This window comes from Lapillicoccus sp., assembly GCF_046595215.1.
In the GTDB taxonomy this organism is placed as follows: Bacteria; Actinomycetota; Actinomycetes; order Actinomycetales; family Dermatophilaceae; genus Lapillicoccus.
The window spans coordinates 1-24,691 of sequence record NZ_JBKJPP010000075.1; the positions used below are offsets into that span (position 1 = coordinate 1).

General features: G+C 70.8%; 23 protein-coding genes and 2 tRNA genes. 13 read left to right on the forward strand and 12 right to left on the reverse strand.

Annotation, left to right across the window (positions count from 1 at the left end; genetic code table 11):
• Positions 1-711 (forward strand): sensor histidine kinase (locus tag ACLL9L_RS06240; protein ID WP_411283778.1); only part of this gene is annotated, 711 nt, incomplete at its 5' end.
• A gap of 1 nt (position 712) precedes the next feature.
• Here ACLL9L_RS06240 and ACLL9L_RS06245 read toward each other — a convergent pair.
• Entirely contained in the window at positions 713-961 is a 249-nt protein-coding gene (locus tag ACLL9L_RS06245; protein WP_411283779.1) for a WhiB family transcriptional regulator, read from the reverse strand.
• Between the two features lie 308 nt (positions 962-1,269).
• Between ACLL9L_RS06245 and ACLL9L_RS06250 the strand changes: the two genes are divergently transcribed.
• On the forward strand, positions 1,270-1,689 hold the full coding sequence (locus tag ACLL9L_RS06250) for a hypothetical protein (protein ID WP_411283780.1): 420 nt from the start codon (positions 1,270-1,272) through the stop codon (positions 1,687-1,689).
• A 583-nt stretch (positions 1,690-2,272) separates the two neighbouring features.
• Here ACLL9L_RS06250 and ACLL9L_RS06255 read toward each other — a convergent pair.
• The 10 genes from ACLL9L_RS06255 to ACLL9L_RS06300 all read right to left on the reverse strand — a co-directional run bounded on the left by ACLL9L_RS06255 (position 2,273) and on the right by ACLL9L_RS06300 (position 11,548).
• A tRNA-Gly gene (locus tag ACLL9L_RS06255) sits at positions 2,273-2,357 on the reverse strand.
• A complete protein-coding gene (crcB, locus tag ACLL9L_RS06260; protein WP_411283781.1) occupies positions 2,322-2,699 on the reverse strand; it encodes a fluoride efflux transporter CrcB in 378 nt (125 codons plus the stop codon). Before crcB ends, ACLL9L_RS06255 begins: the two co-directional genes overlap by 36 nt.
• Positions 2,696-3,196, reverse strand: coding sequence for a fluoride efflux transporter FluC (locus tag ACLL9L_RS06265; protein ID WP_411283782.1), 501 nt, complete (start codon positions 3,194-3,196; stop codon positions 2,696-2,698). Before ACLL9L_RS06265 ends, crcB begins: the two co-directional genes overlap by 4 nt.
• A gap of 35 nt (positions 3,197-3,231) precedes the next feature.
• Positions 3,232-3,831 carry a PadR family transcriptional regulator gene (locus ACLL9L_RS06270; RefSeq protein ID WP_411283783.1) on the reverse strand — a complete coding sequence of 200 codons (600 nt, stop codon included), beginning with the start codon at positions 3,829-3,831 and terminating at the stop codon, positions 3,232-3,234.
• A gap of 1 nt (position 3,832) precedes the next feature.
• Positions 3,833-4,720, reverse strand: a complete 888-nt coding sequence (locus ACLL9L_RS06275; protein ID WP_411283784.1) for a DUF4097 family beta strand repeat-containing protein — start codon at positions 4,718-4,720, stop codon at positions 3,833-3,835.
• 134 nt (positions 4,721-4,854) lie between these two features.
• A complete protein-coding gene (locus ACLL9L_RS06280; protein ID WP_411283785.1) occupies positions 4,855-5,556 on the reverse strand; it encodes a GDSL-type esterase/lipase family protein in 702 nt (233 codons plus the stop codon).
• 35 nt (positions 5,557-5,591) lie between these two features.
• The gene (locus ACLL9L_RS06285; RefSeq protein WP_411283786.1) at positions 5,592-5,765 is read right to left on the reverse strand and encodes a DUF6104 family protein; all 174 of its coding nucleotides are present in this window, start codon (positions 5,763-5,765) and stop codon (positions 5,592-5,594) included.
• A gap of 75 nt (positions 5,766-5,840) precedes the next feature.
• Positions 5,841-9,638 (reverse strand): multifunctional oxoglutarate decarboxylase/oxoglutarate dehydrogenase thiamine pyrophosphate-binding subunit/dihydrolipoyllysine-residue succinyltransferase subunit, encoded by a 3,798-nt coding sequence (locus ACLL9L_RS06290; protein ID WP_411283787.1) that lies wholly within the window; start codon positions 9,636-9,638, stop codon positions 5,841-5,843.
• A 132-nt stretch (positions 9,639-9,770) separates the two neighbouring features.
• Positions 9,771-10,565: an ABC transporter permease gene (locus ACLL9L_RS06295; RefSeq protein ID WP_411283788.1), complete on the reverse strand. Its 795-nt coding sequence runs from the start codon at positions 10,563-10,565 to the stop codon at positions 9,771-9,773.
• Positions 10,562-11,548: an ABC transporter ATP-binding protein gene (locus tag ACLL9L_RS06300; RefSeq protein ID WP_411283789.1), complete on the reverse strand. Its 987-nt coding sequence runs from the start codon at positions 11,546-11,548 to the stop codon at positions 10,562-10,564. The genes ACLL9L_RS06295 and ACLL9L_RS06300 overlap by 4 nt, the downstream gene beginning before the upstream one ends.
• Before the next feature lie 180 nt (positions 11,549-11,728).
• Here ACLL9L_RS06300 and ACLL9L_RS06305 point away from each other — a divergent pair, with 180 nt between their 5' ends.
• Both ACLL9L_RS06305 and ACLL9L_RS06310 read left to right on the forward strand, forming a co-directional pair.
• On the forward strand, positions 11,729-13,066 hold the full coding sequence (locus ACLL9L_RS06305; RefSeq protein ID WP_411283790.1) for a hemolysin family protein: 1,338 nt from the start codon (positions 11,729-11,731) through the stop codon (positions 13,064-13,066).
• Positions 13,063-14,118 carry a hemolysin family protein gene (locus tag ACLL9L_RS06310; protein ID WP_411283791.1) on the forward strand — a complete coding sequence of 352 codons (1,056 nt, stop codon included), beginning with the start codon at positions 13,063-13,065 and terminating at the stop codon, positions 14,116-14,118. The genes ACLL9L_RS06305 and ACLL9L_RS06310 overlap by 4 nt, the downstream gene beginning before the upstream one ends.
• A 140-nt stretch (positions 14,119-14,258) precedes the next feature.
• Here ACLL9L_RS06310 and ACLL9L_RS06315 read toward each other — a convergent pair.
• Positions 14,259-14,333: transfer RNA gene (locus ACLL9L_RS06315), tRNA-Arg, on the reverse strand.
• Positions 14,334-14,416: 83 nt separating this feature from the next.
• On the opposite strand from ACLL9L_RS06315, the gene ACLL9L_RS06320 reads away from it, so the two are divergent.
• From ACLL9L_RS06320 to prmC, 9 genes are all read left to right on the forward strand, one after another.
• Complete coding sequence (locus ACLL9L_RS06320) at positions 14,417-14,866, forward strand: response regulator (protein ID WP_411283792.1); 450 nt, start codon at positions 14,417-14,419, stop codon at positions 14,864-14,866.
• Positions 14,867-14,875: 9 nt separating this feature from the next.
• Positions 14,876-16,297, forward strand: a complete 1,422-nt coding sequence (gene lysA, locus ACLL9L_RS06325; protein ID WP_411283793.1) for a diaminopimelate decarboxylase — start codon at positions 14,876-14,878, stop codon at positions 16,295-16,297.
• A 108-nt stretch (positions 16,298-16,405) separates the two neighbouring features.
• Positions 16,406-17,794 carry a homoserine dehydrogenase gene (locus tag ACLL9L_RS06330; RefSeq protein ID WP_411283794.1) on the forward strand — a complete coding sequence of 463 codons (1,389 nt, stop codon included), beginning with the start codon at positions 16,406-16,408 and terminating at the stop codon, positions 17,792-17,794.
• Position 17,795: 1 nt separating this feature from the next.
• Positions 17,796-18,881 carry a threonine synthase gene (gene thrC / locus ACLL9L_RS06335; protein WP_411283795.1) on the forward strand — a complete coding sequence of 362 codons (1,086 nt, stop codon included), beginning with the start codon at positions 17,796-17,798 and terminating at the stop codon, positions 18,879-18,881.
• A 4-nt stretch (positions 18,882-18,885) separates the two neighbouring features.
• Complete coding sequence (gene thrB / locus ACLL9L_RS06340) at positions 18,886-19,857, forward strand: homoserine kinase (protein ID WP_411283796.1); 972 nt, start codon at positions 18,886-18,888, stop codon at positions 19,855-19,857.
• 272 nt (positions 19,858-20,129) lie between these two features.
• Positions 20,130-22,199 carry a transcription termination factor Rho gene (rho, locus tag ACLL9L_RS06345; RefSeq protein WP_411283797.1) on the forward strand — a complete coding sequence of 690 codons (2,070 nt, stop codon included), beginning with the start codon at positions 20,130-20,132 and terminating at the stop codon, positions 22,197-22,199.
• A 197-nt stretch (positions 22,200-22,396) separates the two neighbouring features.
• Complete coding sequence (gene rpmE, locus ACLL9L_RS06350; protein ID WP_411283798.1) at positions 22,397-22,612, forward strand: 50S ribosomal protein L31; 216 nt, start codon at positions 22,397-22,399, stop codon at positions 22,610-22,612.
• 84 nt (positions 22,613-22,696) lie between these two features.
• Entirely contained in the window at positions 22,697-23,782 is a 1,086-nt protein-coding gene (prfA, locus tag ACLL9L_RS06355) for a peptide chain release factor 1 (RefSeq protein ID WP_411283799.1), read from the forward strand.
• Complete coding sequence (gene prmC, locus ACLL9L_RS06360) at positions 23,779-24,627, forward strand: peptide chain release factor N(5)-glutamine methyltransferase (protein WP_411283800.1); 849 nt, start codon at positions 23,779-23,781, stop codon at positions 24,625-24,627. Before prfA ends, prmC begins: the two co-directional genes overlap by 4 nt.
• Positions 24,628-24,691 lie beyond the last annotated feature (64 nt).

Here is a 24,691-nt window from a genome sequence, read left to right on the forward strand (position 1 = left end):
GTCGGGGCGATCGTGCTGCTGCGCGATGTCAGCGAGCTGCGCCGACGCGAGCAGGAGCTGCTGACCAAGGACGCGACCATCCGCGAGATCCACCACCGGGTGAAGAACAACCTCCAGTCGGTGGCCGCGCTGCTGCGCCTCCAGGCCCGCAGGTCCAGCGACCACCAGGCCAAGGCCGCCCTGGAGGAGGCGGTCCGACGGGTGGGGACGATCGCCCTCGTCCACGAGACGCTCAGTCAGGGCTTCGACGAGACGGTCGACTTCGACCACATCGCCGAGCAGGGCTTCCGGGCAGTCGTGGAGGTGGCTGCCCATGAGATGCCGATCAGACGGCTGCGCACCGGCGACAAGTTCGGCCGGCTCAAGGCCGAGGATGCGACGTCCCTGGCGATGATCCTCAGCGAGCTGATCCAGAACGCCGTCGAGCACGGCCTCTCCGACCATGGCGGCACGGTGGCCGTCGACGTGCGGCGGGTCACCGACCAGCCTGGGCCGGACGTCCTCATCGTCACCATCGTGGACGACGGCGCCGGGATGGCCGAGGGGCGTCGCCCCGGATCGGGTCTGGGCACGCAGATCGTCCAGTCACTCGTCCAGGACCTCCATGGCTCGATCACCTGGACCGACACCGTGCCGCACGGGACGACGGCCCAGTTCACTGCTCCGCTCCGCCCCCTTGCCGGAGACGGCGGCGGCCCGTCCTCGCGGTGAGTCAGCCGGCGCGGCGGGCCCGGGCGTTGCGACGCTTGAGTGCGCGGCGCTCGTCCTCGGAGAGGCCACCCCAGACCCCCGCGTCCTGCCCGGACTCCAGGGCCCACTTGAGGCAGGTGTCGACGACCTCACACCGACGGCAGACGGCTTTCGCGTCTTCGATCTGGAGAATCGCCGGGCCGGTGTTCCCGATGGGGAAGAACAGCTCCGGATCTTCGTCCAGGCAGGCAGCGCGGTCGCGCCAGTCCATGAGGATCGTGCTCCTTGTCGTGCTGGGGTCTCGTGTGGGTGGGTCACACGGTGTAGCCAAATCTTCGGCGCGGCACCTCGCGGCTGGGCGAGGGCGATGCGTCCTGCCCGTGAGGCTGCGGCGACATCATTGTCGTCCATGCGGGGCATCCCGGCCAACGCAGGACAGGCAGCCATGGTTCCGAGGCCAACGACCAGTGTGACGGCAGGCCCTGCCAGGGGCAAGACTTCGACATCGAAACATCCGTCTTCGGCCCTTGTTCGGGGTGAGGGATAGGTCACACCCGGCGGTGTCGGTACGCTCCGGGCGTGAGGTCAACCGCCCCGGGCTCCCCGCGAACGCGCAGCACGTCACGCACTTTCGCGGCAGCACTCTGCCTCCTGCAGGCCCTGGCACTGGTCGGTTTCGCGGGGTTCTACCTCGTCGAGCTCGTCGCAGGCGGGGCCAGCGACGTGGGCGCCGTGGCCATGTCGTTGGCGCTCTTCCTCGTCGTGGCCGCGGGGCTGGCCTACCTCGCCCGCCGCTGGTGGACCGGCTCGGGCGCGGTGACCACGCCGACGGTCGTCTGGAACGTCCTGCTCGTGCCGGTGGCGGTCGGGCTGGCACAGTCGGGGCAGCTGGTCCTCGCTGCTGTCCTCGCCGTCTTCGTCCTGCTCACCATCGTCGCGGCGGTGGCGGCGGGACGGCCCGGCGGGGGCACCGGGGAGTCGGACCCAGAGGCACCCTGACGCTCAGCCCGGGACCCTGCCTCGGGCTACGGTCCGTGCTCGCCGGGAGGCGGCAGTGGCACGCCGGCACCTGGTCCAGAAGGCGTTGCGCACCTTGGCAGCAGTAGGCGAGACAGCCGACCACCTCCCCGACAGTGTGTCCGTCCTTGCCGACGACGCTGCCCGGTACTCCGGCACCGCGATTCTGGCCCACCAAGGCCTTCGCCCAACGACTTCAGGCGGGCACCATGCAGTCGCGGCCCTCTGTGCCCAGTTTGGCGGCGGGTTCCGGCCTGGGGAGCAATGCGGCGACGACGCAACGAACGTGAGGACCCCACCGGGCCACGCGAGACCACCACGCATGACGAAGCGCAAAGAGCCATGCGGGACACCGAGGGGCTACTCCAAGCAGCTCAGCAGCAGTTGCCCACCGTAAGCGTGGGGTCCTACGTGTCACTCAACGGGCCCGACACTCGCAAACGGTGGGCGGCTGACAGCATGAGCCCGCATGACGACCAGAAAACTAGGGGACTGACCGACGGGCGCCGATCCAGATGGAAAGTGGCGCCCGATTTGTATGTATGGCAACACTTTTCGCGTGCGGAGCGGGTGACGGGAATCGAACCCGCACTGTCAGCTTGGGAAGCTGACGCTCAGCCCGAGAGGAGGGTGCCGAGCCCCCACCCGGCTGAGGCGAGGAGGCACCCGAGGAGCAGCGACCCCGCGACGTTGACCACGGCATACCGCAGATCGTGCTCCTCGATGAGGCGTACCGTCTCGAAGGCGAACGTGCTGAACGTCGTGAACGCCCCGCAGAAGCCGGTGCCGAGGAGCAGGGCGACAGCGGCTCCGGCGGCGAGGTGACCGGAGGCCCCGAGGACGACGCCGAGGACGAACGAGCCGGCGAGGTTGACCGACAACGTGCCCCACGGGAAGTCGCTCGGCCAGCGGCTGCGCACGGAGCGGTCGACGAGCCACCGACTCGGCGCGCCGATGGCGGCGCCGAGGGCCACGAGGACGGCTGCCGTCACCGGGCTCGGCGCTCGACGAGACGGCCGAGATGAATGCCGACGAGGGTGGCGAGCAGGCACGCGGCGAGGGTCCCGAAGACGTAGGCCAAGGCGAGCGGTCCGTGGCCGGCGGCAAGGAGCGACCGGGCGTCGGAGGTGTAGGTGGAGAACGTCGTGTAGCCGCCGAGGACACCGACGCCGAGGAACGGGCGCAGATACGGGCTCGGCGCCAGCACCTCGGCCACGATGACGAGGAGTGCACCGAGCAGGAGGCTCCCGCTGACGTTGGCGAGGAAGGTGGCCCAGGGAAAGGTCCCGGACGGTGCAGGCAGTGCCAGCGCGAGGCCGTAGCGCGCCAGGCTGCCGAGGATCCCTCCGGCGGCGATGACGGCGAGCATCCGGGAGGTGGGTGCCGGAGTGGCCGGCTCGCCTCGTGGCTGCCACGCGCGCCCGTCCCCGTGCCCGTCCGGGTCGATCGGCAGGTCCTCGTCGCGTGGGTGCGACCTGGAGGCGGGCATGGGTCGAGCCTACTGAGCGGCGGCAGGGACCGTGCTCAGCGCCGCATGACGACGGCGCGGATCCGGGAACCGGTCTCCGTGAGGATGTCGACGATCTCCTGGGTCTGCTCGGGGGTGAGCCCGCGTCGGCGCCACGCCTGCCGGACCTCGCTGCGGAACTCGTTGATGGTGTGCTCGAGGTCCACGACGGATCCGACGCTGCCGTAGGTCCACGACGCGTCGTGGCCGCCGACCGGTGTGGCGTTCGCGCGCGCCTCGCGGGCGGCGTTCCGCAGCTCGACCCGCAGGTCGCTGCTCTGGTGCTGGACCCGCTCGCGGACCTCCTCGGCGAGCTGTTGCACGGACTGGTCGAGGTCACTGCGCAGGTCCTCCACGTCACCCTGTCGGGCGGCGACCTCGGCGCGTCCGGCGTCGGTGATGCGGTAGGTCGCCTTCCGCCCCTCGGCGGTGCGCTCGACCAGGCCATCCTCCTCGAGCTTGGCGAGGCGGGGGTAGACGGTGCCCGCGCTGGGGGAGTAGAGGCCGTTGAAGCGCTGCTCGAGATCCTGGATGACTTCGTATCCGTGCCGCGGACCCTCGACGAGGAGCGTGAGGAGATAGAGCCGAAGCTGGCCGTGCGCGAACACGGGACTCATGTCAGCCCACCGCCGGCCAGTCGTGGTGGGCGGCGTCCTGGGGTCCGGACTCGCTCCGGGACTCTCCCCGCAGGACGACGATGTTGCCCGAGACGGCGTTGGCCTTGATCTCCAGTGCGCCGTCGCCCTCGCGGATGCGGCCACCCCTGGAGTGGCCGTGTCGGCCACCTCGGGAGACCTGGCGTCCGTCGACGACGACCTGGCCGCTCGCGGTGTTGCCCTCGACGTCGAAGCCGGTGAGGGGGGCCCGCACGGTGACGTCGCCAGAGACCGAGTTGGACGTGACCTTTGAGTGCGCGGTCGTCAGGTCGAGGGCGATGTCACCGCTGACCGTGTTGATCCGGACCGTGGGCAGGTCGCTGCCCTGGACGGTGACGGTGCCCGAGATGGCGTTGACGGTGAGCGGCCCGGACAGGCCATGGCACTCCACGTTGCCGCTGACGGTGTTGAGGTCGAGGTCGCCGTGGAGGTCGCTCAGGGTCAAGGTGCCCGAGACGGTGTTGGCCTTGACGCTGGCTCGGACCCCCGAGACGAGGGCCGCCGCGGTGACTGTCGAGACGGCGGTCCGCGTGTCCACGGGGACCGAGATGCTGACCAGGACCGAGCTGCGCCCGACGCTCTCGAAGGTACGTCTCAGCATGTCCAGGACGTTCTTGTCCGAGTCCTTGCCATGGGTCACCCTGAGGGTGCCCCCGTCCCACGAGACGACGAGCGGCAGGCCCTCGATCCCGGTGACCTCGACCCGTGCAGTGGGCGAGTCGTCGTGGGTGACGACGTCGACCCGTCCCCCCACTACCGCGACCGTGAGCCTGGTGACCCGCTCGTGCTCGTCCCCGATGTCGAGGACCTTCGGACCCTCGATGCGCCACTGCTGCGCCTGTGCTGACATGTCCACTCCCGATCCCGGGCGACCCGAACGTCTGCCGGACATTCCGGCATACGCGTTATATCGCGTTGTCGAGTGTCACGCTATATCGCGTTTGGAGCCACCGCAAGCCCCACCGACATCGGGCTGGGCAGGGGTCAGGAGGTGAGGTGCATCCAGTCGTACCAGCCGTTGTGCAGGACGAGCCAGGCGATGAGCCCGTAGCCCGCCTGCCCGGGGTGCACCGAGTCGGGCCCCGCCGTCAGCTCGGAGATCCACTGGTCGTGGCCGACGAGCGGGCGGAAGCAGTCGACATAGGTCACCCGCCGGCGGGCGCAGACGTCGGCCTGTGCCTCCGCGAGTGCCTCGATGCGGGTGTTGTGCTCGGGTTCGAGACCCGGGGCCAGCCCGACGACGAAGGCCGCGATGCCGCTCGACGACGCCTCGTCGAGGATGTTGGCGAGGTTGAGCCGCGACCTCGCCATCGAGACCCCGGCTGGCACGTCGCCGGCCCCGGCGGAGATGACGAGACGCCGCTCGGAGCGACCCGCCCACCGGGGTGTGCACTCCTGGCGCCAGCGGGCCATGACGTCGGCGGAGGTGTTGCCCCGCACCCCGAGGTTGTATGCCGTGAGGTCCAGGTCGGGGTGGTGGGTGCGGCTGACGACGCGGCCCACCCAGCCCAGGCCCTTGGGGTCGCCGTAACCCGCCGTCATCGACGCCCCGACGAAGCACAGGCCGACGTCGCGGCGCCCCTGGGCGAGGTTGAACTCGGCGCTGGGGTTGAAGGCGGTGCGACCCTCGTCCGGATCGGAGCTGGGGTAGGCCGGGCCGGCGGCCTCGCTGTCGAACACGGTCACGTCAATCCTTGTCGGGTCGTCATGCGTCAGGCGAGCTACTCGTCGTCGTCGAGGCGGGCCAGCCACGTCGCCAGGCGCTCGATCGGCACCTCGAAGTCCGGGTGGAGGTCGACGAAGGTCCGCAGTTGCTCGGCGAGCCACTCGAAGGAGACCTCCTCCTCCCCGCGCCTGGCCGTCAGCTCCTCGATGCCCCGGTCGGTGAAGTACACCCTCGCAGGCTATCGCGCAGGCGCGCTCACCTCACGCACGCCAGGCGCTGCCGCCCCCTCTGATCCGCAGCGGACTCAGCGGTCGAACGCGCCCGCCAGAATCGCGGCCTGCTCGAGCTCGTGCTTCTTGTGCGACCCGGTCGCCGGGGAGGCCGAGGCCTGGCGCGAGATGACGCGCAGCCCGCGGTGCTCGTCTCGCTCGGCGAGGGCCTCAGGCAGGTTGAGGGCCATGAACGGCCACGCGCCCTGGTTCTTCGGCTCGTCCTGGACCCAGACGATCTCGGCGTCGGGATAGGCCGTCATCGCCTCGGCCACCTCGCGGCCGGGGACCGGGGCGAGCTGCTCGACGCGCAGGATCGCCGTCGCCTCGTCGCCGCGCCTGGTGCGCTCGGCCTCGAGGTCCCAGACGATCTTGCCCGAGGCGAGCAGCACCCGGGTCACGGCGCCGCCGTCGAGCCGGGCGGGGTCGGGGATGACCGGGCGGAACCCACCGGTGGTGAAGTCCTCGACCGCACTCGCCGCGGCCTTGAGGCGCAGCATCGACTTCGGGGTGAAGACGATGAGCGGGCGACGGGGTCGTGCGTAGGCCTGGCGACGCAGCAGGTGGAAGTACGACGCGGGCGTCGACGGGTAGGCCACCGTCATGTTGTCCTCGGCGCACTGCTGCAGGTAGCGCTCGATGCGGGCAGAGGAGTGGTCCGGGCCCTGCCCCCCGTAGCCGTGCGGCAGGAGCAGGACGACGGAGGAGCGCTGGCCCCACTTCTGCTCCGAGGCCGAGATGAACTCGTCGACGATCGACTGCGCGCCGTTGGCGAAGTCACCGAACTGGGCCTCCCAGAGCACGAGCGCGTCGGGACGCTCGACGGAGTAGCCGTATTCGAAGCCCATGGCCGCGAACTCGCTCAGCAGCGAGTCATAGACCCAGAAGCGGGCCTGACCCTCGCCGAGGTAGAGCAGCGGCGTCCACTCCTCGGCGGTGACCTTGTCGATGAGCACCGCGTGGCGCTGGACGAAGGTGCCCCGCCGGCTGTCCTGGCCGGCGAGCCGCACCGGCGTGCCCTCCTTGAGGAGGGAGCCGAAGGCGAGCAGCTCACCCATCGCCCAGTCGACGCCCCCCTGGCGGGTCATCTGCGCCCGCTTCTCCATGAGCTGCATGAGCTTTGGGTGGATCGTGAAGCCGGCGGGCACGTTGACGAACGCGTCGCCGAGGTGCTCGAGGTCGGTCTGCGAGATCGCGGTGACGTCGGACTGGCGCGGGGCCGTCGCCTCGTCGGCGGCCTGGGCCGAGGGCTTCTCGAGTCCGCCGTGGCCCTCGACGTCCGAGCCCCGGTCGCCGTGGTCCGATTCGTCGCTGGGCGGCTTCGGGGGGGTCTTGATGGCCTCCTTGGTCTCCACGAACACCCGCTCGAGCTGCTGCTGGTAGTCGCGCAGCGCCGCCTCGACGTCCTCGACGGAGATGTCGCCGCGACCGATCAGCGACTCGGTGTAGAGCTTGCGGACCGAGCGCTTGGCCTCGATGAGGTTGTACATCAGCGGCTGGGTCATCGACGGGTCGTCGCCCTCGTTGTGTCCCCGCCGGCGGTAGCAGACCAGGTCGATGACGACGTCCTTGTTGAACGCCTGGCGGTAGTCGTAGGCGAGCTCGGCCACCCGGACGCAGGCCTCGGGGTCGTCCCCGTTGACGTGGAAGATCGGGGCCTGGATCATCCGCGCGACGTCGGTGGAGTAGACCGAGGACCGCGACGAGGACGGCGACGTGGTGAAGCCGACCTGGTTGTTGACGACGATGTGGATCGTGCCGCCGGTGCGGTAGCCGCGCAGCTGCGAGAGGTTGAGCGTCTCGGCGACGACCCCCTGCCCGGCGAACGCGGCGTCACCGTGCATGAGCACCGGCAGGACGGTGAAGGCCTCGCCCGCGAGGTTGAGCCGGTCCTGCTTGGCCCGGACGATGCCCTCGAGCACCGGGTCGACGGCCTCGAGGTGGGACGGGTTCGCAGCGAGGTAGACCTTGGTCTGCGCGCCGTCCTCCGTGACGAACTCGCCCTCGGTGCCGAGGTGGTACTTCACGTCACCCGAACCCTGCACGGACCTGGGGTCCTGCGCGCCCTCGAACTCGCGGAAGATCTGGCTGTAGGACTTGCCGGCGATGTTGGCGAGCACGTTGAGCCGGCCGCGGTGCGGCATACCGATGCACACCTCGTCCATGCCCTCGGTTGCGGCGCGGCAGAGGATCCGGTCGAGCAGGGCGATCACCGACTCGCCACCCTCGAGCGAGAACCGTTTCTGGCCCACGAACTTGGTCTGGAGGAACGTCTCGAACGCCTCTGCGGCGTTGAGCCGGCGCAGGATCCACATCTGCTCGGCGCTGGACGTCTTCGAGAAGGGGACCTCGACCTTGGACTGGATCCAGGTGCGCTGCTCCGGGTCTTGGATGTGCATGTACTCGATGCCGAGGGTGCGGCAGTAGGAGTCGCGCAGGATGCCGAGGATGCGGCGCAGCTTCAGGAACGGCTCGCCCCCGAACCCCCCCGTGGCGAAGGAGCGGTCAAGGTCCCAGAGGCTGAGGCCGTGGGTCGTCACGTCGAGGTCGGGGTGACGACGCTGGCGGTACTCCAGCGGGTCGGTATCGGCCATCAGGTGGCCACGGACCCGGTAGGCGTGAATGAGCTCTTGGACCCGCGCGACCTTGTTGATGTCGTCGTCGTGGGTGGCGGAGATGTCCTGGATCCAGCGGATCGGCTCGTAGGGGATGCGCAGGGACTCGAAGATCTCGTCGTAGAAGCCGTCCCCGCCGAGGAGCAGCTGGTGGACGATGCGCAGGAAGTCACCGCTCTGCGCGCCCTGGATGATCCGGTGGTCGTAGGTGCTCGTGACCGTGAGGATCTTGCTCACGGCGTTGCGCGTGAGGTTCTCGTCGCTGGCGCCCTGCCACTCGGCGGGATACTCCAGCGCGCCGACGCCGATGATCGCACCCTGACCCGCCATCAGCCGCGGGACGGAGTGGACGGTGCCGATGGTGCCGGGGTTGGTCAACGAGATCGTCGTGCCCTGGAAGTCCTCGACGGTGAGCTTGTTGCCGCGCGCCTTGCGCACGACGTCCTCGTAGGCGGTCCAGAAGTGGACGAAGTCCATCGACTCGGCGGACTTGATGCTCGGGACGAGGAGCTGGCGGGTGCCGTCGGCCTTGGGCACGTCGATGGCGAGCCCGAGGTTGACGTGTGCCGGCCGGATGAGCACCGGCTTGCCGTCGCGCTCGCCGAAACCGCTGTTCATCTCCGGCATCTGCGCCAGGGCCTTGACGAGGGCGTAGCCGATGAGGTGCGTGAAGGACACCTTGCCGCCCCGCGAGCGGGCCAGGTGGTTGTTGATGACGACGCGGTTGTCGATGAGCAGCTTGGCGGGGACGGCGCGCACGCTGGTCGCGGTGGGGACGCCGAGCGAGCTCTGCATGTTGGCGACGACGCGGGCCGCGGGACCACGCAGGGGCTTGACCTCGTCCTCGCTCACCGGCCCACTGTTCTTGACGGCGGGGATGTCACGCGGTTTGGGCGGGGTCTTGCTCTCAGCCGGACTCGGGGCCTCCCGCCTCGGCGCGGCAGGTGCGGCCGGCGCGGCCTTCACGTCGGCCGAGGGGGAGCCGTTGCGGCCGGCCGGCTTCGAGGCCGCGCTCGCCGCCGCAGAGCCGTTGGGGGCACGGTTCGCGGTGGCCCTGGCGAATCCTCCCTCGGCGGGCTTGTAGTCCGCGAAGAACGCCCACCAGGCCTTGTCCACCGATGACTTGTCGCTGAGGTACTGCTGGTACAGCTCGTCCACCAGCCACTCGTTCGGCCCGAAAGCCGAGATCGGGTCGGTGGTCCGGGACTGGTCAGGCACGGCGGATACGCCTCTTTCATAGCGTCGACGATGACGGCCGCACGCGCTTTTACCACGGTGGTAGGTACACGGCGCGCCATGTCAAGACTAGACCCGAGGGACGAGGGGCGGGGACCACCACGCTCGTGGCGGTCAGCTGATGTCGCGGCGCACCGTCATGGCCGACCCGATGCCTGCCATCACCGCGGCATAGGTGGCGAGGACGAGGGCTCCGGCCCACCACGAGAGCAGATGCGTCTCGGACCCGGGCTGCTGCACGCCGGCGGTGATCGCGGACGTCGCGCTGCTCGGGAAGTAGGGCGCGATGTCCCGGCCCCACGACTGGAACGAGAAGACGAGCGCGATGATCGGCTCGACGATGAACGCCACCCCGACGGTGATGAGCAGGGCCGCGACCTGGTTGGGGATGAGGATCCCCGCGCCGAGCCCGATGAGCGCCCACAGGCCGAGGACCAGCAGGCTCAGGGCAAGGGTCCGCCCGATCGACGCGTCCGGGAAGGGCGCGAAGCCCTTGAGGGCGATGATCGTGGCGCCGATGCCGACCGACCCGACCAGCGACACGACGCCGTAGAAGGCGCCGATACCGAGCAGGGAGACGATCTTGGCACCCATGACCTGCACCCGGCGGGGGTTGGTCAAGAAGGTGCTGGTGATCGTCTTGTGCCGGTACTCCGACCCGATCGTCATCACCCCGATGGCCAGCGTCAGGAGGTAGGCCACCGTGAGCCCACCGGTGTAGACCGACCGCACGAGAGCAGGGTCGGCCAGCGTCACGCTCGGCGCCCCGGGATCGGGCGGGCCGCCCGCCCCGAGGAGGGCGGTGAGCGCGGCGAGGCCGGCACCCAGGGCGAAGACCCCGATGGCCATGCCCCACCACATCCGGGTGGTGAAGAACTTGCGGAACTCGGCGGTGATGGCCTGGTTCATCTCTGGTTGCCTCCATCGTGGCCCGCGAACGCAGCGCGCTCCGGGGGGGCGGTCGCGACGGTCGCGTCGTTGAGGTTGCGGTTGCGGTTGTCCGGCGCCGTCGTCAGCCGGAAGTAGAGCGCCTCGAGGTCGGTGTCGAGGGTTCGCAGCTCGTGGATCACCGCTCCGGCACGGTGGGCGATGTCACCCACGCGCGCGAGCTCGTGGGTGCGCACCCGCAGGGTGCCGTCCTCGCCGAGGCGCGACTCGAGGCCCCCGGCGAGCAGGGCGCTGGAGAGGTCCGCGCTCTCCGGGGTCCGCACGAGCACCGTTGGCTCACCCTGCAGCTCGGTGATCGGTCCCTGGGCCACGCTGCGGCCGTTCGCGATGATGACGACGTCGTCGACGGTCTGCTCCACCTCCTGGAGCATGTGGCTGGAGATGAGGATCGTCTTGCCCTCGGCCGACAGGTGGCGCATGAAGCCGCGCAGCCAGCGGATGCCCTCGGGGTCGAGACCGTTGGCGGGCTCGTCGAGGATGACCACCTTGGGGTCGCCGAGCAGCGCCGCCGCGAGGCCGAGCCGCTGACGCATGCCCATGGAGTAGCCCCCGGCGCGCTTGTTGGCGGCGGCGGGGATGCCGACGAGGTCGAGCATGGCGTCGACCCGGCTGTCGGGGATGCCCGAGGCCGCAGCCAGGACCCGCAGGTGGTTGCGGCCGGTGCGTCCGGGGTGGAAGCTCGTCGCCTCCAGCGCCGAGCCCACCTGCTGCAACGGCGTGCGGATGTCGTGGTAGTTCTGCCCGTCGATCGTCGCCGTGCCCTCGGTGGGGCGGATCAGCCCCAGGAGCATCCGGAGGGTGGTCGTCTTTCCCGCGCCGTTGGGCCCGAGGAAGCCGGTGATGCGGCCGGGCTCGACGACGAAGTCGAGGTGGTCGACGGCGGTGAAGGTGCCGAACCGCTTGGTCAGCCCCTGCACCACGATGCGTGCGCCCTGGGTGGTCATGTCGGGCTCGTTGCTCGTGTCATGTCCCCATCAAAGCAGCGGCCACCACGCCGAGCCTCCCCCTCAGGGGTGAATCCAGCCGTGACCAGGGGGGAGATCAGGGTCGACCCTGAGGCCGACCCCCCGGCATACCCGCGGTGACCCGACCGGCGACGGATCCTCCGTAGGATGGTCCCCATCATGGGTGAATGGTTGCTGGTGCTCGCCGCCGTCGTCCTGACGGCAGGCACGGCACTGTTCGTGGCGGCCGAGTTCTCCCTCGTGGCGCTCGACCGCCCCACCGTCCAGCGGGCGGTCGACCGGGGTGACGGCCGTGCCCGGCTGGTCCTGCGCTCGCTGCGCCAGCTCTCGACCCAGCTGTCGGCAGCCCAGGTCGGCATCACGCTGACGACCCTCATCGTCGGCTACCTCGCCCAGCCGTCCATCGGGTCGTTGCTGCGTGCACCGCTGGGCGCCGTCGGACTGCCCGCCGCCGCTGTCGAACCCGTGGGGACAACGCTCGCGCTCGTCCTCGTGACGATCTTCTCGATGATCTTCGGCGAGCTCCTGCCGCAGTTCCTCGGGATCTCCGCCCCGCTCCAGACGGCCAAGGTGGTCGCGCTCCCGGTGCGGGTGTTCGCGGTGATTGCCAGGCCGATGATCATCGTCCTGAACGGCTCGGCCAACGGCTTTCTCAAGCGCCTCGGCGTGACGCCCCAGGAGGAGCTGTCCGGGGCCCGGACTCCGCAGGAGCTGGCGAGCCTCGTGCGCCGCTCGGCGCAGCAGGGCACGCTCGAGGAGACGACGGCCCGGCGGCTGACCCGGTCGCTCGACTTCGGCGACCGCACCGCCTCCGACGTGATGACCCCCCGGGTCCGGGGCACGGCGGTGGAGCGCACCGCGAGCGCCGAGGACGTCATCCGGCTCGCGCGTCAGACCGGACACTCCCGCTTCCCCGTGATCGGCGCGGACTGGGACGACATCGACGGACTGGTGCACGTGAAGAAGGCCATTGCCGTCCCGCACGCCCGGCGGGCGGAGGTCCCGGTCAGCGCCCTCATGGTCCCGCAGGTCCTCGTCCCCGAGACGATCCGCCTCGACCCGCTGCTGCTGCTGCTGCGCGCGGCGGGGCTGCAGATGGCGGTGGTCGTGGACGAGTATGGCGGCACGTCCGGGGTGGTCACCCTCGAGGACGTCGTCGAGGAGATCGTCGGCGAGGTCAGCGACGAGCACGACCGCACCCGCAGCAACGGCCAGCAGCTCACCGACGGGTCGTGGACGGTGCCGGGTCTGTGGCGTCCCGACGAGGTCAGGGACCAGCTCGGTGCCGTCGTCCCGGACGGGCCGACCTACGAGACGACGGGGGGTTTTGTGATGGCCGCCCTCGGCCGGGTCCCCGACGTGGGGGACGAGCTGAGCATCCCCGGCTGGATCCTGAGGGTCTCGCGGATGGACGGGCGCCGAGTCGACCGGATCCGGTTCGTCCCCACCCCGGCGGGCGCCGTCGATCCGCCCTCTGGCGGGGGGAGCGGGCGATGAGCCACTCCGTCGCCCTGTGGATCTCCGTCGCCCTCCTGCTCGGCAACGCCTTCTTCGTCGGCGCGGAGTTCTCCGCGATGGCGGCCCGCCGCTCGACCCTGGAGCCCCTGGCCGAGGCCGGCAGCGCCCGCGCCCGGATCTGCCTCGACGCCCTTGAGCAGATGGGCTCGATGCTCGCCACGGCCCAGCTCGGCATCACCGTCTGCTCCGTCGGCCTCGGGGCGCTCGCCGAGGTCGCGCTCCACGACATCCTCGAGGGCCTTTTCGACGCGTGGGACGTGCAGGGCCGGTTCGGGCTGAGCGACGCGTGGACCAGCCCGATCGCGCTCGCGCTCGCCCTGCTGGTCGTGGTCTATCTCCACGTCGTGGTCGGCGAGATGATCCCCAAGAACCTAGCCATCGCCGGTCCCGACCGGGCCGCCCTCATCCTTGTGCCACCGCTGCTCTTCGTGGCGCGGACCCTGCGCCCCGTCGTGCGGGTCATGGAGTGGGTCGCCAAGGGCCTGGTCCGCCTCGTCGGGGTGGAGCCCAGGGACGAGATCGCGAGTGCGTTCACGGCCGAGGAGGTGGCCCACATCGTCGCCGAGAGCCACGCCGAGGGGCTCATCGAGGAGGACCGCAGGGGTCTGGTGCGCAGCGCACTCGAGTTCAGCGACAAGGTCGCCTCCGACGTCGCGGTGCCGGTCGAGGCACTGACCACCGTGACCCTGGGGGCGACGCCCGCCGACATCGAGCGGCTCGTCGCCAAGCGCGGCTTCTCTCGCTACCCCGTGCGGGACGCCGACGGTGAGGTCGCGGGCTACCTTCACCTCAAGGACGTCCTCTACGCCGACGACGAGCGGCACGGCCAGCCGGTGCCGCTCAAGCGGGTCCGGCGCCTGGCGACCGTCTCACCCGACGACGAGGTCGAGGACGTCCTCGCGACGATGCAGCGCACCGGGGCCCACCTGGCCCGGGTCGTCGACAGCGACGGCTCGGTGAGTGGGGTCGTCTTTCTCGAGGACGTCCTCGAGGAGCTCGTCGGCGAGGTCACCGACGCCACCCAGCGCTGACCCGGCACACCCCGGCCCGTGTTGCCTCGGCCCGGCACACCTTGTTGCGCGTCATCTCGCAGAGCTGCTGCCCTGGCAGGTCGACCCTTCTCCGAGAAGACGGGGAGCCCGGACCAGGCCAGCGCCGATCCGCACTCCGTTGGTGCCCCCGGCAGGATTCGAACCTGCGCCACCGCCTCCGGAGGGCGGTGCTCTATCCCCTGAGCTACGGGGGCGTGCACCCGGTGGGGTGCCGCCGTCGGACCGGTGTCAACCGTTCGGCTGTGCCCGGCGAGGCTAGCAGCCTAGGGTGGGTTTCATGGAACCGGCTGGCCCCGCAGTGCCTTCTCGGGGGCCGGACCACCCGGGGTGGGTGCTGGTCTGCGACGACACCGAGTCGATCCGTCTGCTGATCCGGATCAACCTCGAGCTGGCGGACCTCGAGGTGGTCGAGTCGAGCGACGGCGAGTCGGCGCTCGCGCTGCTGCGCGGCGCCGGTGCCAACCTGCCCGGCTGCGTCATCCTCGACGCCCAGATGCTGCCCCGGGACGGCTGGTGGGCGGTGGGCCAGATCCGGCGTTCACCCGAGCTCGCCCAGCTGCCCGTCGTCATGGTCACGGCTGCCCTCCAGCAGCACGAGCGCGCCCGTGCCGGTGGCGCGGGCCTCGACGCCTTCGTCGCCAAGCCGTTCGACCCCGACCGGCTCGTCAACCTGGTCAGGGGCTTCGTCGCCCGGGGTCGCCTCTTCGAGACCCCTGACCGCCCGTAGGCTCGGGCCATGCGCGCACACGAGGCCGGAGCCCTCCACGCCGACGGTTACGGTCATCCGTCGTGGTTGCGGGTGCCCGCCGACGTCAACGCGCTCGTCCCCTCGCTCTGGTCAGCTTCGGTGGGGCGAGACGGTGAAGGGGTCCTCACCGTGGCGGGGATCAGCGTCCTCGACCTGGCCCGCGAGTTCGGCACCCCGGCCTACGTCCTGGACGAGGACGACTTCCGCACCCGTGCGGGAGCGTTCCGCGACACCTACACCGAGGTCTTCGACGACCTGTGCGGCGGCGCGGACGTCTACTACGCCGGCAAGGCCTTCCTGTGCACCGAGGTCGCCCGCTGGGTTGACGACGAGGGCCTGCGGCTCGACGTGTGCTCGGGCGGCGAGCTCGCCGTCGCGGTGCGGGCCGGGATGCCGGGAGAGCGGATCGGCGTGCACGGCAACAACAAGTCGGTGGCCGAGCTCGAGGCGGCCGTGTCCTACGGTGTCGGGCGGATCGTTGTGGACTCCTTCGAGGAGATCGAGCGTCTCGCCGAGGTGGCCGACCGACTGGGGACCCCGACCGGGGTGATGGTGCGGGTCACCGTCGGGGTCGAGGCCCACACGCACGAGTTCATCGCGACGGCCCACGAGGACCAGAAGTTCGGCTTCTCCCTCAGCGGGGGAGCAGCAGCGGAGGCGGTCCGCCGCGTCCTCGCCCACGCCCCGCACCTGCAGCTGCTCGGGCTGCACAGCCACATCGGGTCCCAGATCTTCGACACCTCCGGCTTCGAGGTGTCTGCTCGGCGCGTCATCGGGCTGCATGCCGAGGTCGTCGCGGAGCACGGTGTGGAGATGCCAGAGCTCGACCTCGGGGGGGGGTTCGGCATCGCCTACACCACCGAGCACGACCCGCTGCCGCCGAAGAGCCTCGCGGTGGGGATGGCCGAGATCATCGAGCGCGAGTGCCGGGCGAGCCGGCTCGCGGTCCCGCGGATCTCGATCGAGCCGGGCCGGGCGATAGCCGGGCCGAGCACCTTTACGCTCTACGAGGTCGGCACCGTGAAGCCGGTCGGGCTCGACGGAGGGGCCTCGCGCACCTACGTGTCCGTCGACGGCGGCATGAGCGACAACATCCGCACGGCGCTCTACGACGCGAACTACTCCTGCACAGTGGCGAACCGGGCCAGCACGGCCGAACCGATGCTGACCCGGGTCGTCGGGAAGCACTGCGAGAGCGGCGACATCGTCGTGATGGACGAGTTCCTGCCGTCTGACCTCTCGGCCGGCGACCTGCTCGCCGTGCCCGGCACGGGCGCCTACTGCAGGGCCCTGTCCAGCCAGTACAACCACACCCCCCGTCCGCCGGTCATCGCGGTGCGAGACGGGCGGGCCCGCGTCATCGTCCGCCGCGAAACGGTGGACGACCTGCTCGCGCTCGACGTGCCGTGAACCATGCCGTGAACCACCCGCGTCGACGTGCGGCCGCCTGATGTCCACCAGAACGTCCGGATCGCGGAACAAAGAATGTTCACAGGCTGGACACGGGAGAATCCCCGAGTGAGCGACACCACGAGCGTCCCCTCCGCGCCGGGGCAGCACCCCCCGGCCCTGCGGATCGCCCTGCTCGGCTGCGGGGTCGTCGGATCGGCGGTCGCGCGCCTGATGACCGAGCACGGCAGCGACCTCGCCGCCCGGGTCGGGAGACCGCTCGAGATCGTTGGCATCGCGGTGCGCCGCCCCGGACGCGACCGCAGCACGACCGGCGTGGCCCCCGAGCTCTTCACGACGGACGCCGAGGAGCTGGTCACCCGCGCCGACGTGGTCATCGAGGTCATCGGTGGCATCGAGCCGGCGCGTTCGCTCATCCTCCGGGCCATGGCGCACGGGGCCTCCGTCGTGACGGCCAACAAGGCGCTGCTCGCCGAGGACGGCCCGACCCTGTATGCCGCGGCGGAGGACCGAGGGGTGGACCTCTACTACGAGGCGGCGGTCGCCGGAGCGATCCCGCTGCTGCGTCCCCTGCGCGAGTCCCTCGCGGGTGACGACGTCCGGAAGGTCCTCGGCATCGTCAACGGCACGACGAACTACGTGCTCGACAAGATGGACACAACGGGCGCCGGGTTCTCCGACGCGGTCGAGCAGGCCCAGGCGCTCGGCTACGCGGAGGCCGACCCGACCGCCGACATCGAGGGATTCGACGCGGCTGCCAAGGCCGCGATCCTCGCGTCGCTCGCCTTCCACACCCGGGTCTCGAGCCAGGACGTGCACCGGGAGGGCATCACGGAGGTGACGGCTGCCGACGTGCAGGCGGCGCGCGAGATGGACTGTGTCGTCAAGCTGCTCGCGATCTGCGAGCGGGTCGACGTCGTCGATGACGAGGGTGTCTCGACCTCGGGGGTCTCGGTCCGGGTCCACCCGGCGATGATCCCCCGTTCCCACCCGCTCGCCGGGGTCCGCGAGGCCTTCAACGCCGTCTTCGTCGAGGCCGACGCAGCCGGCGAGCTGATGTTCTACGGCAGGGGAGCCGGCGGCGATCCCACGGCCTCGGCGATCCTCGGCGACGTCGTCGCCGTCGCCCGCCACCGCATCGGCGGTGGCCGCGGACCGGGGGAGAGCACCTACGCCGACCTGCCGATCCTGTCCATGGGCCAGGCCCAGACCCGCTACCACATCAGCCTTGACGTCGCCGACCGTCCGGGCGTGCTCGCCCAGGTCGCGGCGGCGTTCGCGGAGCAGCAGGTCTCCATCGAGACGGTGCGCCAGCAGATCCTGCCGTCGTACGGCGAGGGGTCGACCGGCGAGGAGTCGGCCGACGAGGGGGGCGCCAGCCTCGTCGTCGTGACCCACACCGCTTCCGACGCGGCGCTGTCGGCGACCGTCGAGGCCCTCGCCGCGATGCCCATCGTGCGGGCGGTCAACTCCGTCATGCGGGTGGAGGGCGGGTGACGTGGCACACCAGTGGCGCGGAGTGATCCGTGAGTATGCCGACCGGTTGCCGACGCTGGTCGGTGCGCCGGTGGTCACCCTCCTGGAGGGCGGCACCCCCCTCATCAGGGCGGAACACCTCTCGGCCCTGGTGGGTGCCGAGGTGTGGCTGAAGTACGAGGGCCTCAACCCGACGTGCTCGTTCAAGGACCGTGGGATGACGGCAGCGATCTCCGTCGCCGCCCGACGCGGAGCCAAGGCCGTCATCTGCGCATCAACCGGCAACACCAGCGCCTCTGCCGCCGCGTACGCCACGAAGGCCGGGATGACTTGTGGCGTCCTGGTGCCCGACGGCAAGATCGCGTTGGGCAAGCTGAGCCAGGCCATCGCCCACGGAGCCACCCTGCTGCAGGTCGAGGGCAACTTCGACGACTGCCTGACCCTGGCCCGCAAGCTGGCCGAGTCCTATCCCGTCGAGCTGGTGAACTCGGTCAACCCTGCTCGCATCGAGGGGCAGAAGACGGCGGCGTTCGAGGTCGTGGACGCCCTGGGGGACGCGCCCGACATCCACTGCCTGCCCGTCGGCAACGCCGGCAACATCACGGCATACTGGCGCGGTTACAGCGAGTACCACACCGGTTCCGAGCAGCCCGGCCCCGCGACGCAGCGGCCCCGGATGTGGGGGTTCCAGGCCGAGGGGGCTGCCCCCATCGTCAGGGGCCACCCGATCGACCACCCCGAGACGGTGGCAACGGCGATCCGGATCGGCAACCCCGCGTCGTGGCGGCAGGCCGTCGCTGCTCGCGACGAGTCGGGGGGGCGCATCGACGCGGTCACGGACGAGCAGATCCTGGCGGCGCACCGGATCCTCTCCGCTCGGGAGGGGGTCTTCGTCGAGCCGGGTTCGGCCGCCTCCGTGGCGGGGTTGATCGCTTCCCACGAGGCAAGGCTCGTGCCGCCCGGGGCCCGCATCGTCTGCACGGTCACCGGGCACGGACTCAAGGACCCGCAGTGGGCGCTCAAGCAGGCCGACGGCTCCGAGGTCGTCCCGGTCCGGGTGCCCGTGGATGCCGTGACCGCGGCCGCCGCCCTGCGACTCGAGGGCTGAGGTCGTGACCACGGTCCCGGCGGGCGCGGCCGTCCGGGTCCGGGTGCCGGCCAGCAGTGCGAACCTCGGTCCCGGTTTCGACGCCATCGGCCTCGCCCTCGGGTTGTGGGACGCCTATGAATTCGTCGTGGCGGATGGGGCGGGGCTCGACATCGACGTCGTCGGTGAGGGCGCCGCCGACGTGCCCCGGGACGCCTCGCACCTCGTCGTCCGGTCAATGGTCCGGGGCTTCGACCAGCTCGGGCAGCCTGTCCCAGATGGGCTCAGGCTGATGGCGCACAACGGAATTGCCCATGGTCGGGGTCTCGGTTCGTCGGCCGCCGCGATCGTGGCCGGAGTCGTGGCAGCCCACGCGCTCTGGGCCATTGCCCTGGCGCCCGACCTCGCGGCGGGGTCCCTGGTGCCGGTTGACCTCGGCCTCGTCAACGACCTCGCCAGTGAGCTGGAAGGACATCCCGACAACGCGTCCGCGAGCGTCTACGGCGGGATGACGCTCTCGTGGTCGGTGGATCCCGGCCAGCCGCACGCTGGCCGGACCGGCACCGCGCCCATCGCCGTCCACCCCGACGTCACGGCCGTCGTCTTCGTCCCGGCCACCCAGCTGGCCACGCACCACGCCCGCTCGGTCCTACCAGCCACAGTGCCCCATCGCGAGGCGGCCCAGAACGCCGGCCGCGCGGCCCTGCTCATCGAGGCGATGACGAGGCGTCCCGACCTCCTCGTCCCGGCGACCCGGGAGTGGCTGCACCAGGAGGCCCGCCGTCCGTCCTTCGCCCCCTCGATGGCGCTGGTCGACGCGTTGCGGGCCGACGGGCACGCGGCCGTGATCTCCGGCGCCGGGCCGAGCATCCTCGTGCTGACGACGCATGACCGCGCCGTCGACGTCGTGGTCCCCGCCGCGCTGGGAGGCGGCTGCGCGTGGCGGCGTCTCGAGCCCGGCATACCGGGTCGTGGTGTCGAGGTGACCCGGGGTTGAGCGTGGCCGCGACGGTGGGTCCTCACTCTCGGGTCTTCACGGCCGCGCTCATGCTCGAGGTGTTACATTGATGCCGCACCGCACGGCGGGGCCGAGTCTCGGCCGTCAGCACGCGGGGTAACACCAACCACGACGGGCGAGGTCGTCTTGCCCCGGCAGATGCGCGCGTGCGCGTCGATGACGTGGGGATCACCGGGCCAGGACAGCTGGCCAAGCACCGGTGACGGCTCGAAATCACCGGGCCGCGCCGTTTCCGAGGGGAAGGGTCCTTCGTGACAGACACCACCGCACGTCCCGCATCGAGCGCCAAGGTGACGCGCACCGGCCTCGCGGCCCTCAACGTCGCCGAGCTCAAGGGCGTCGCATCGGGCCTGGGGATCACCGGGACGACGAAGATGCGCAAGGACGATCTGGTCGCCGCCATCGCGAGCCGGCAGTCCGGCGGCTCGGGCAGCGCCGCCGAGCGCCCGGAGCCGCGTCGCTCCCGACGGGCCGGCGCCGCCGCGACCAACGAGAGCGCCGTCGCGACCCACGAGAAGGCCTCCTCGGCCGCCCCCGCTGCGGCAGCCGAAGCCCCCGTGGTGCGTGCCGAGCCGATCCCCGATGGCCGTGGCCACGACCGGGGTGAGGCGCGTTCCGAGAACACCTCGGGCGGGCCGGACACGGCCGTCCGCGACGAGCGGCAGGGTGAGCAGCGGGCGGAGGGTGAGCAGCGGGCGGAGGGTGAGCAGCGCCCGACCCGCAACGGTCAGCAGGACCGCCGCCAGGACCGGGGTGCCCAGCAGGAGCGCCGTCAGCACGACCGCGACGCTGAGCAGGATCGCCAGCAGAGCCCTTACCAGGAGCGTCGTCAGCACGACCGTGAAGTCCAGCAGGACCGTCGGAGCCAGGACCGCGATGGCCAGCAGGAGCGCGAGCAGGACCGTCAGCAGGGTCCGGCCCAGGACCGAGCGCCGGGTCAGGGCGGTGCTGATCGTGCTGCGGAGCGGAACGCCGACAAGGGGGAGCGCCAGGGCAACCAGGGGGCGTCCGTCGGCCAGGCCGGCCGCTACGACGACGAGGACGGTCGGGGCGGACGCCGCCGCAACCGTCAACGCAGCCGCGACCGCAAGCGCACCGGGCGCCCGGCGACCGGGGGCAGCCAGGACTTCGAGCCAGAGGTCCAGCTCAACGACGACGACGTGCTCGTCCCCGTGGCCGGGATCCTCGACGTCCTCGACAACTACGCGTTCGTGCGGACCTCCGGCTACCTCCCGGGGGTCAACGACGTCTACGTCCCGCTCGGTGTGGTCAAGAAGAACGGGCTGCGCAAGGGTGACGCGGTCACCGGCGCCGTCAAGGCGCTGCGTGATGGCGAGTCTCCGCAGGAAGGGGCCGTCAACCGTCAGAAGTTCAACGCCCTCGTGCGCCTCGACTCGATCAACGGGCAGACGCCGGATCAGTCACGGGCGCGCGTGGAGTTCGGCAAGCTCACGCCGCTATACCCCCAGGAGCGGCTGCGGCTCGAGACGGAGCCGGGCATCCTCACGACCCGGATCATCGACCTCGTCGCACCGATCGGCAAGGGTCAGCGCGGCCTCATCGTCGCCCCGTCCAAGGCCGGCAAGACGATGGTCATGCAGGCGCTGGCGAACGCCGTCACAGCCAACAACCCCGAGTGCCACCTCATGGTCGTCCTCGTCGACGAGCGGCCCGAGGAGGTCACCGACATGCAACGCGCCGTGAAGGGGGAGGTCATTGCCTCGACCTTCGACCGTCCGGCCGAGGACCACACGACGGTCGCCGAGCTCGCGATCGAGCGGGCCAAGCGCCTCGTCGAGCTGGGTCACGACGTCGTCGTCCTGCTCGACTCGATCACCAAGCTGGGTCGGGCCTACAACCTCGCGGCTCCCGCCTCCGGCCGGATCCTCTCTGGTGGTGTCGACAGCGCGGCGCTCTACCCGCCGAAGAAGTTCTTCGGCGCCGCCCGCAACATCGAGAACGGTGGCTCGCTCACCATCCTCGCCACGGCGCTCGTCGAGACCGGCTCCCGGATGGACGAGGTGATCTTCGAGGAGTTCAAGGGCACCGGCAACATGGAGCTGCGCCTGTCCCGCGAGCTGGCCAACCGGCGGATCTTCCCGGCGGTGGACGTGAACAACTCGAGCACCCGCCGTGAGGAGATCCTCCTGGGCGCCGAGGAGCTCAAGATCATGTGGAAGCTGCGCCGCGTCCTCGCCGCACTCGACTCCCAGCAGGGCATCGAGCTGCTCCTCGACCGGCTCAAGAAGACCAAGAGCAACGTCGACTTCCTTCGTCAGATTCAGCTGACGTCCTCGAGCAAGCTCGACGGCGACGACTGAGTGACCGGGACTCCCGGGGGCGGAACGCAGGTCGTCAGACGAAGACGCGGGGAATGCCGGGGTCGGTGAGGACGTTTAGGATGACGTGCTCTGCTCTGGCACACTTGCCTGCTGGACCGGTTCACGGCATCCGAGGAGCGCACGATCCGCGTGCAGCGCCTGCCGACCCGGCCCGACCCTGACCCAAGGAGAGCCCTGTGAAGAAGGACCTGCACCCCACCTACGTCGAGACCACGGTCACCTGCACCTGTGGCAACACGTTCACGACCCACAGCACCGCCACGTCCGGCAAGATCAGCGCCGACGTCTGCTCGCAGTGCCACCCCTTCTACACCGGCAAGCAGAAGATCCTCGACACCGGCGGCCGGGTCGCGCGCTTCGAGGCCCGCTACGGCAAGAAGGTCGCCAAGTAGCTCTCCCGCACGCCGGTCCCACGGCAGGTTCGCCTGCCGTCGGGGCCGGCGTTTCGCATCTGCCTCAGGAAAAGGGATCGTCCCATGCTCGAGTCCGCCCAGGCCCTCGTCGACGAGTACGCCGCCCTCGAGCACCTGCTCGCCCAGCCCGAGATCCACAGCGACCAGGGCAGGGTCCGCACCCTCAACAAGCGGTATGCCGCGCTGGCCCCGACCGTCGCGGCATACCACGCGGTGGTCACCGCGCGGGACGACCTCGCCGCCGCCCGTGAGCTCGGCGTGGAGGACGAGTCCTTCGCCGCCGAGGTCCCCGCGCTCGAGTGCAAGGTCGAGCAGACCGAGGAGACCCTCCGGCGGCTGCTTATCCCGCGCGACCCCGACGACGACCGTGACGTCATTCTCGAGGTGAAGGCGGGGGAGGGCGGCGAGGAGTCGGCCCTCTTCGCGGGCGACCTCCTGCGGATGTACGCCCGCTACGCCGAGAAGCGCGGCTGGAAGGCCGAGGTCATCGACGCCACCGAGTCCGACCTCGGCGGCTACAAGGACGCGCGCCTGTCCATCAAGGCCAGGAAGGCGCCCGCCCCCGGACAGGCCCCGTGGGCGCTGCTGAAGTTCGAGGGCGGCGTGCACCGGGTGCAACGGGTCCCGGTCACCGAGAGCCAGGGCCGCATCCACACCTCTGCCGCGGGTGTCCTCGTGATGCCGGAGGTCGAGGAGGCCGACGAGGTGGAGCTGCACGCCAACGACCTGCGCATCGACGTCTACCGCAGCTCCGGGCCGGGCGGCCAGAGCGTCAACACGACCGACTCGGCCGTCCGGATCACCCACCTGCCGACCGGCACCGTCGTCTCCTGCCAGAACGAGAAGTCGCAGCTGCAGAACAAGGAGTCCGCGATGCGGGTGCTGCGGGCCCGCCTGCACCAGCTCGCCCGCGACCAGGCCGAGGCGGCGGCCTCCGCGGCACGACGCAGCCAGGTGCGCACCGTCGACCGCAGCGAGCGCATCCGGACCTACAACTTCCCCGAGAACAGGATCAGCGACCACCGCACCGGCTACAAGTCCTACAACCTCGACACCGTCCTCGGCGGCGAGCTCGAGGCCGTCGTGCAGTCCTGTGTCGAGGCCGACGAGCAGGCCCGGATGGACGCCGTCGGCGGCGACCACGCGTGACCGAGCTGAAGGTGGCCGTCCGCCGGGCGACGATGACCCTCGCGGAGGCCGGCGTGGTGTCGGCGCCCGTCGACGCCCTCCATCTGGCAGCCCACCTGATGGGCCGGGACGTCTCCGAGGTCCGCCGGCTGATGGTCGTCGGCGGCACCCCGGCCCCCGACGGCTACGACGATCTCGTGGCCGAGCGGGCACAACGGGTGCCGCTGCAGCACCTCACCGGCCGCGCGTGGTTTCGCCGCCTCGAGCTCCACGTCGGCCCCGGCGTCTTCATCCCCCGCCCCGAGACCGAGCTCGTCGTCACCCTTGCGCTGCGCGCCCTCCTCGGCCGGGGCGCCCCGGTCGTCGTCGACCTCGCCACCGGGTCGGGTGCCATCGCCCTCAGCATCAAACAGGAGCACCCCGACGCCGTCGTGTATGCCGTGGAGCTCAGCAGGCTGGCCCACGGCTGGGCGGCGGCGAACCGCGACCGGCTCGGGCTGGCGGTGACCATCGAGCTGGGCGACGCGGGCAGGGCATACCCGGAGCTGCTCGGGCGGGTGGACGTCGTGACGTGCAACCCGCCCTACATCCCCGTCGGGCAGGTGCCGGTCGACCCTGAGGTGCGCGACCACGACCCCGACGTCGCGCTCTACGGCGGCAGTGCCGACGGGCTGGCCGTCCCGCAGGCGATGGCGGCCCGTGCCGCCCAGCTGCTCCGGCCCGGTGGGGTGCTCGTCATGGAGCACGCCGACACCCAGGGCTCGTCGCTGCCGACGGCCCTGCACGCGACCGGTGCGTGGGCAAGCGTCGTCGATCACGCCGACCTCGTCGGCAAGCCGCGGTGCCTCGTCGCTGTCCGTCGATGACCCCACCACCCTTGCGTCCGGCACCTCGGTGGTCATGGCGACCGAGGTGCCGGACGCACCGCGG

Excerpts from the sequence above, each read along its gene's own strand:
- ACLL9L_RS06245 (WP_411283779.1), bottom strand. The coding sequence starts at position 961 with ATGGACTGGCGCGACCGCGCTGCCTGCCTGGACGAAGATCCGGAGCTG.
- ACLL9L_RS06265 (WP_411283782.1), bottom strand. The coding sequence starts at position 3,196 with ATGCCCGCCTCCAGGTCGCACCCACGCGACGAGGACCTGCCGATCGAC.
- ACLL9L_RS06270 (WP_411283783.1), bottom strand. The coding sequence starts at position 3,831 with ATGAGTCCCGTGTTCGCGCACGGCCAGCTTCGGCTCTATCTCCTCACG.
- ACLL9L_RS06275 (WP_411283784.1), bottom strand. The coding sequence starts at position 4,720 with ATGTCAGCACAGGCGCAGCAGTGGCGCATCGAGGGTCCGAAGGTCCTC.
- ACLL9L_RS06295 (WP_411283788.1), bottom strand. The coding sequence starts at position 10,565 with ATGAACCAGGCCATCACCGCCGAGTTCCGCAAGTTCTTCACCACCCGG.
- ACLL9L_RS06300 (WP_411283789.1), bottom strand. The coding sequence starts at position 11,548 with ATGACCACCCAGGGCGCACGCATCGTGGTGCAGGGGCTGACCAAGCGG.
- ACLL9L_RS06305 (WP_411283790.1), top strand. The coding sequence starts at position 11,729 with ATGGGTGAATGGTTGCTGGTGCTCGCCGCCGTCGTCCTGACGGCAGGC.
- ACLL9L_RS06310 (WP_411283791.1), top strand. The coding sequence starts at position 13,063 with ATGAGCCACTCCGTCGCCCTGTGGATCTCCGTCGCCCTCCTGCTCGGC.
- ACLL9L_RS06320 (WP_411283792.1), top strand. The coding sequence starts at position 14,417 with ATGGAACCGGCTGGCCCCGCAGTGCCTTCTCGGGGGCCGGACCACCCG.
- lysA (WP_411283793.1), top strand. The coding sequence starts at position 14,876 with ATGCGCGCACACGAGGCCGGAGCCCTCCACGCCGACGGTTACGGTCAT.
- prfA (WP_411283799.1), top strand. The coding sequence starts at position 22,697 with ATGCTCGAGTCCGCCCAGGCCCTCGTCGACGAGTACGCCGCCCTCGAG.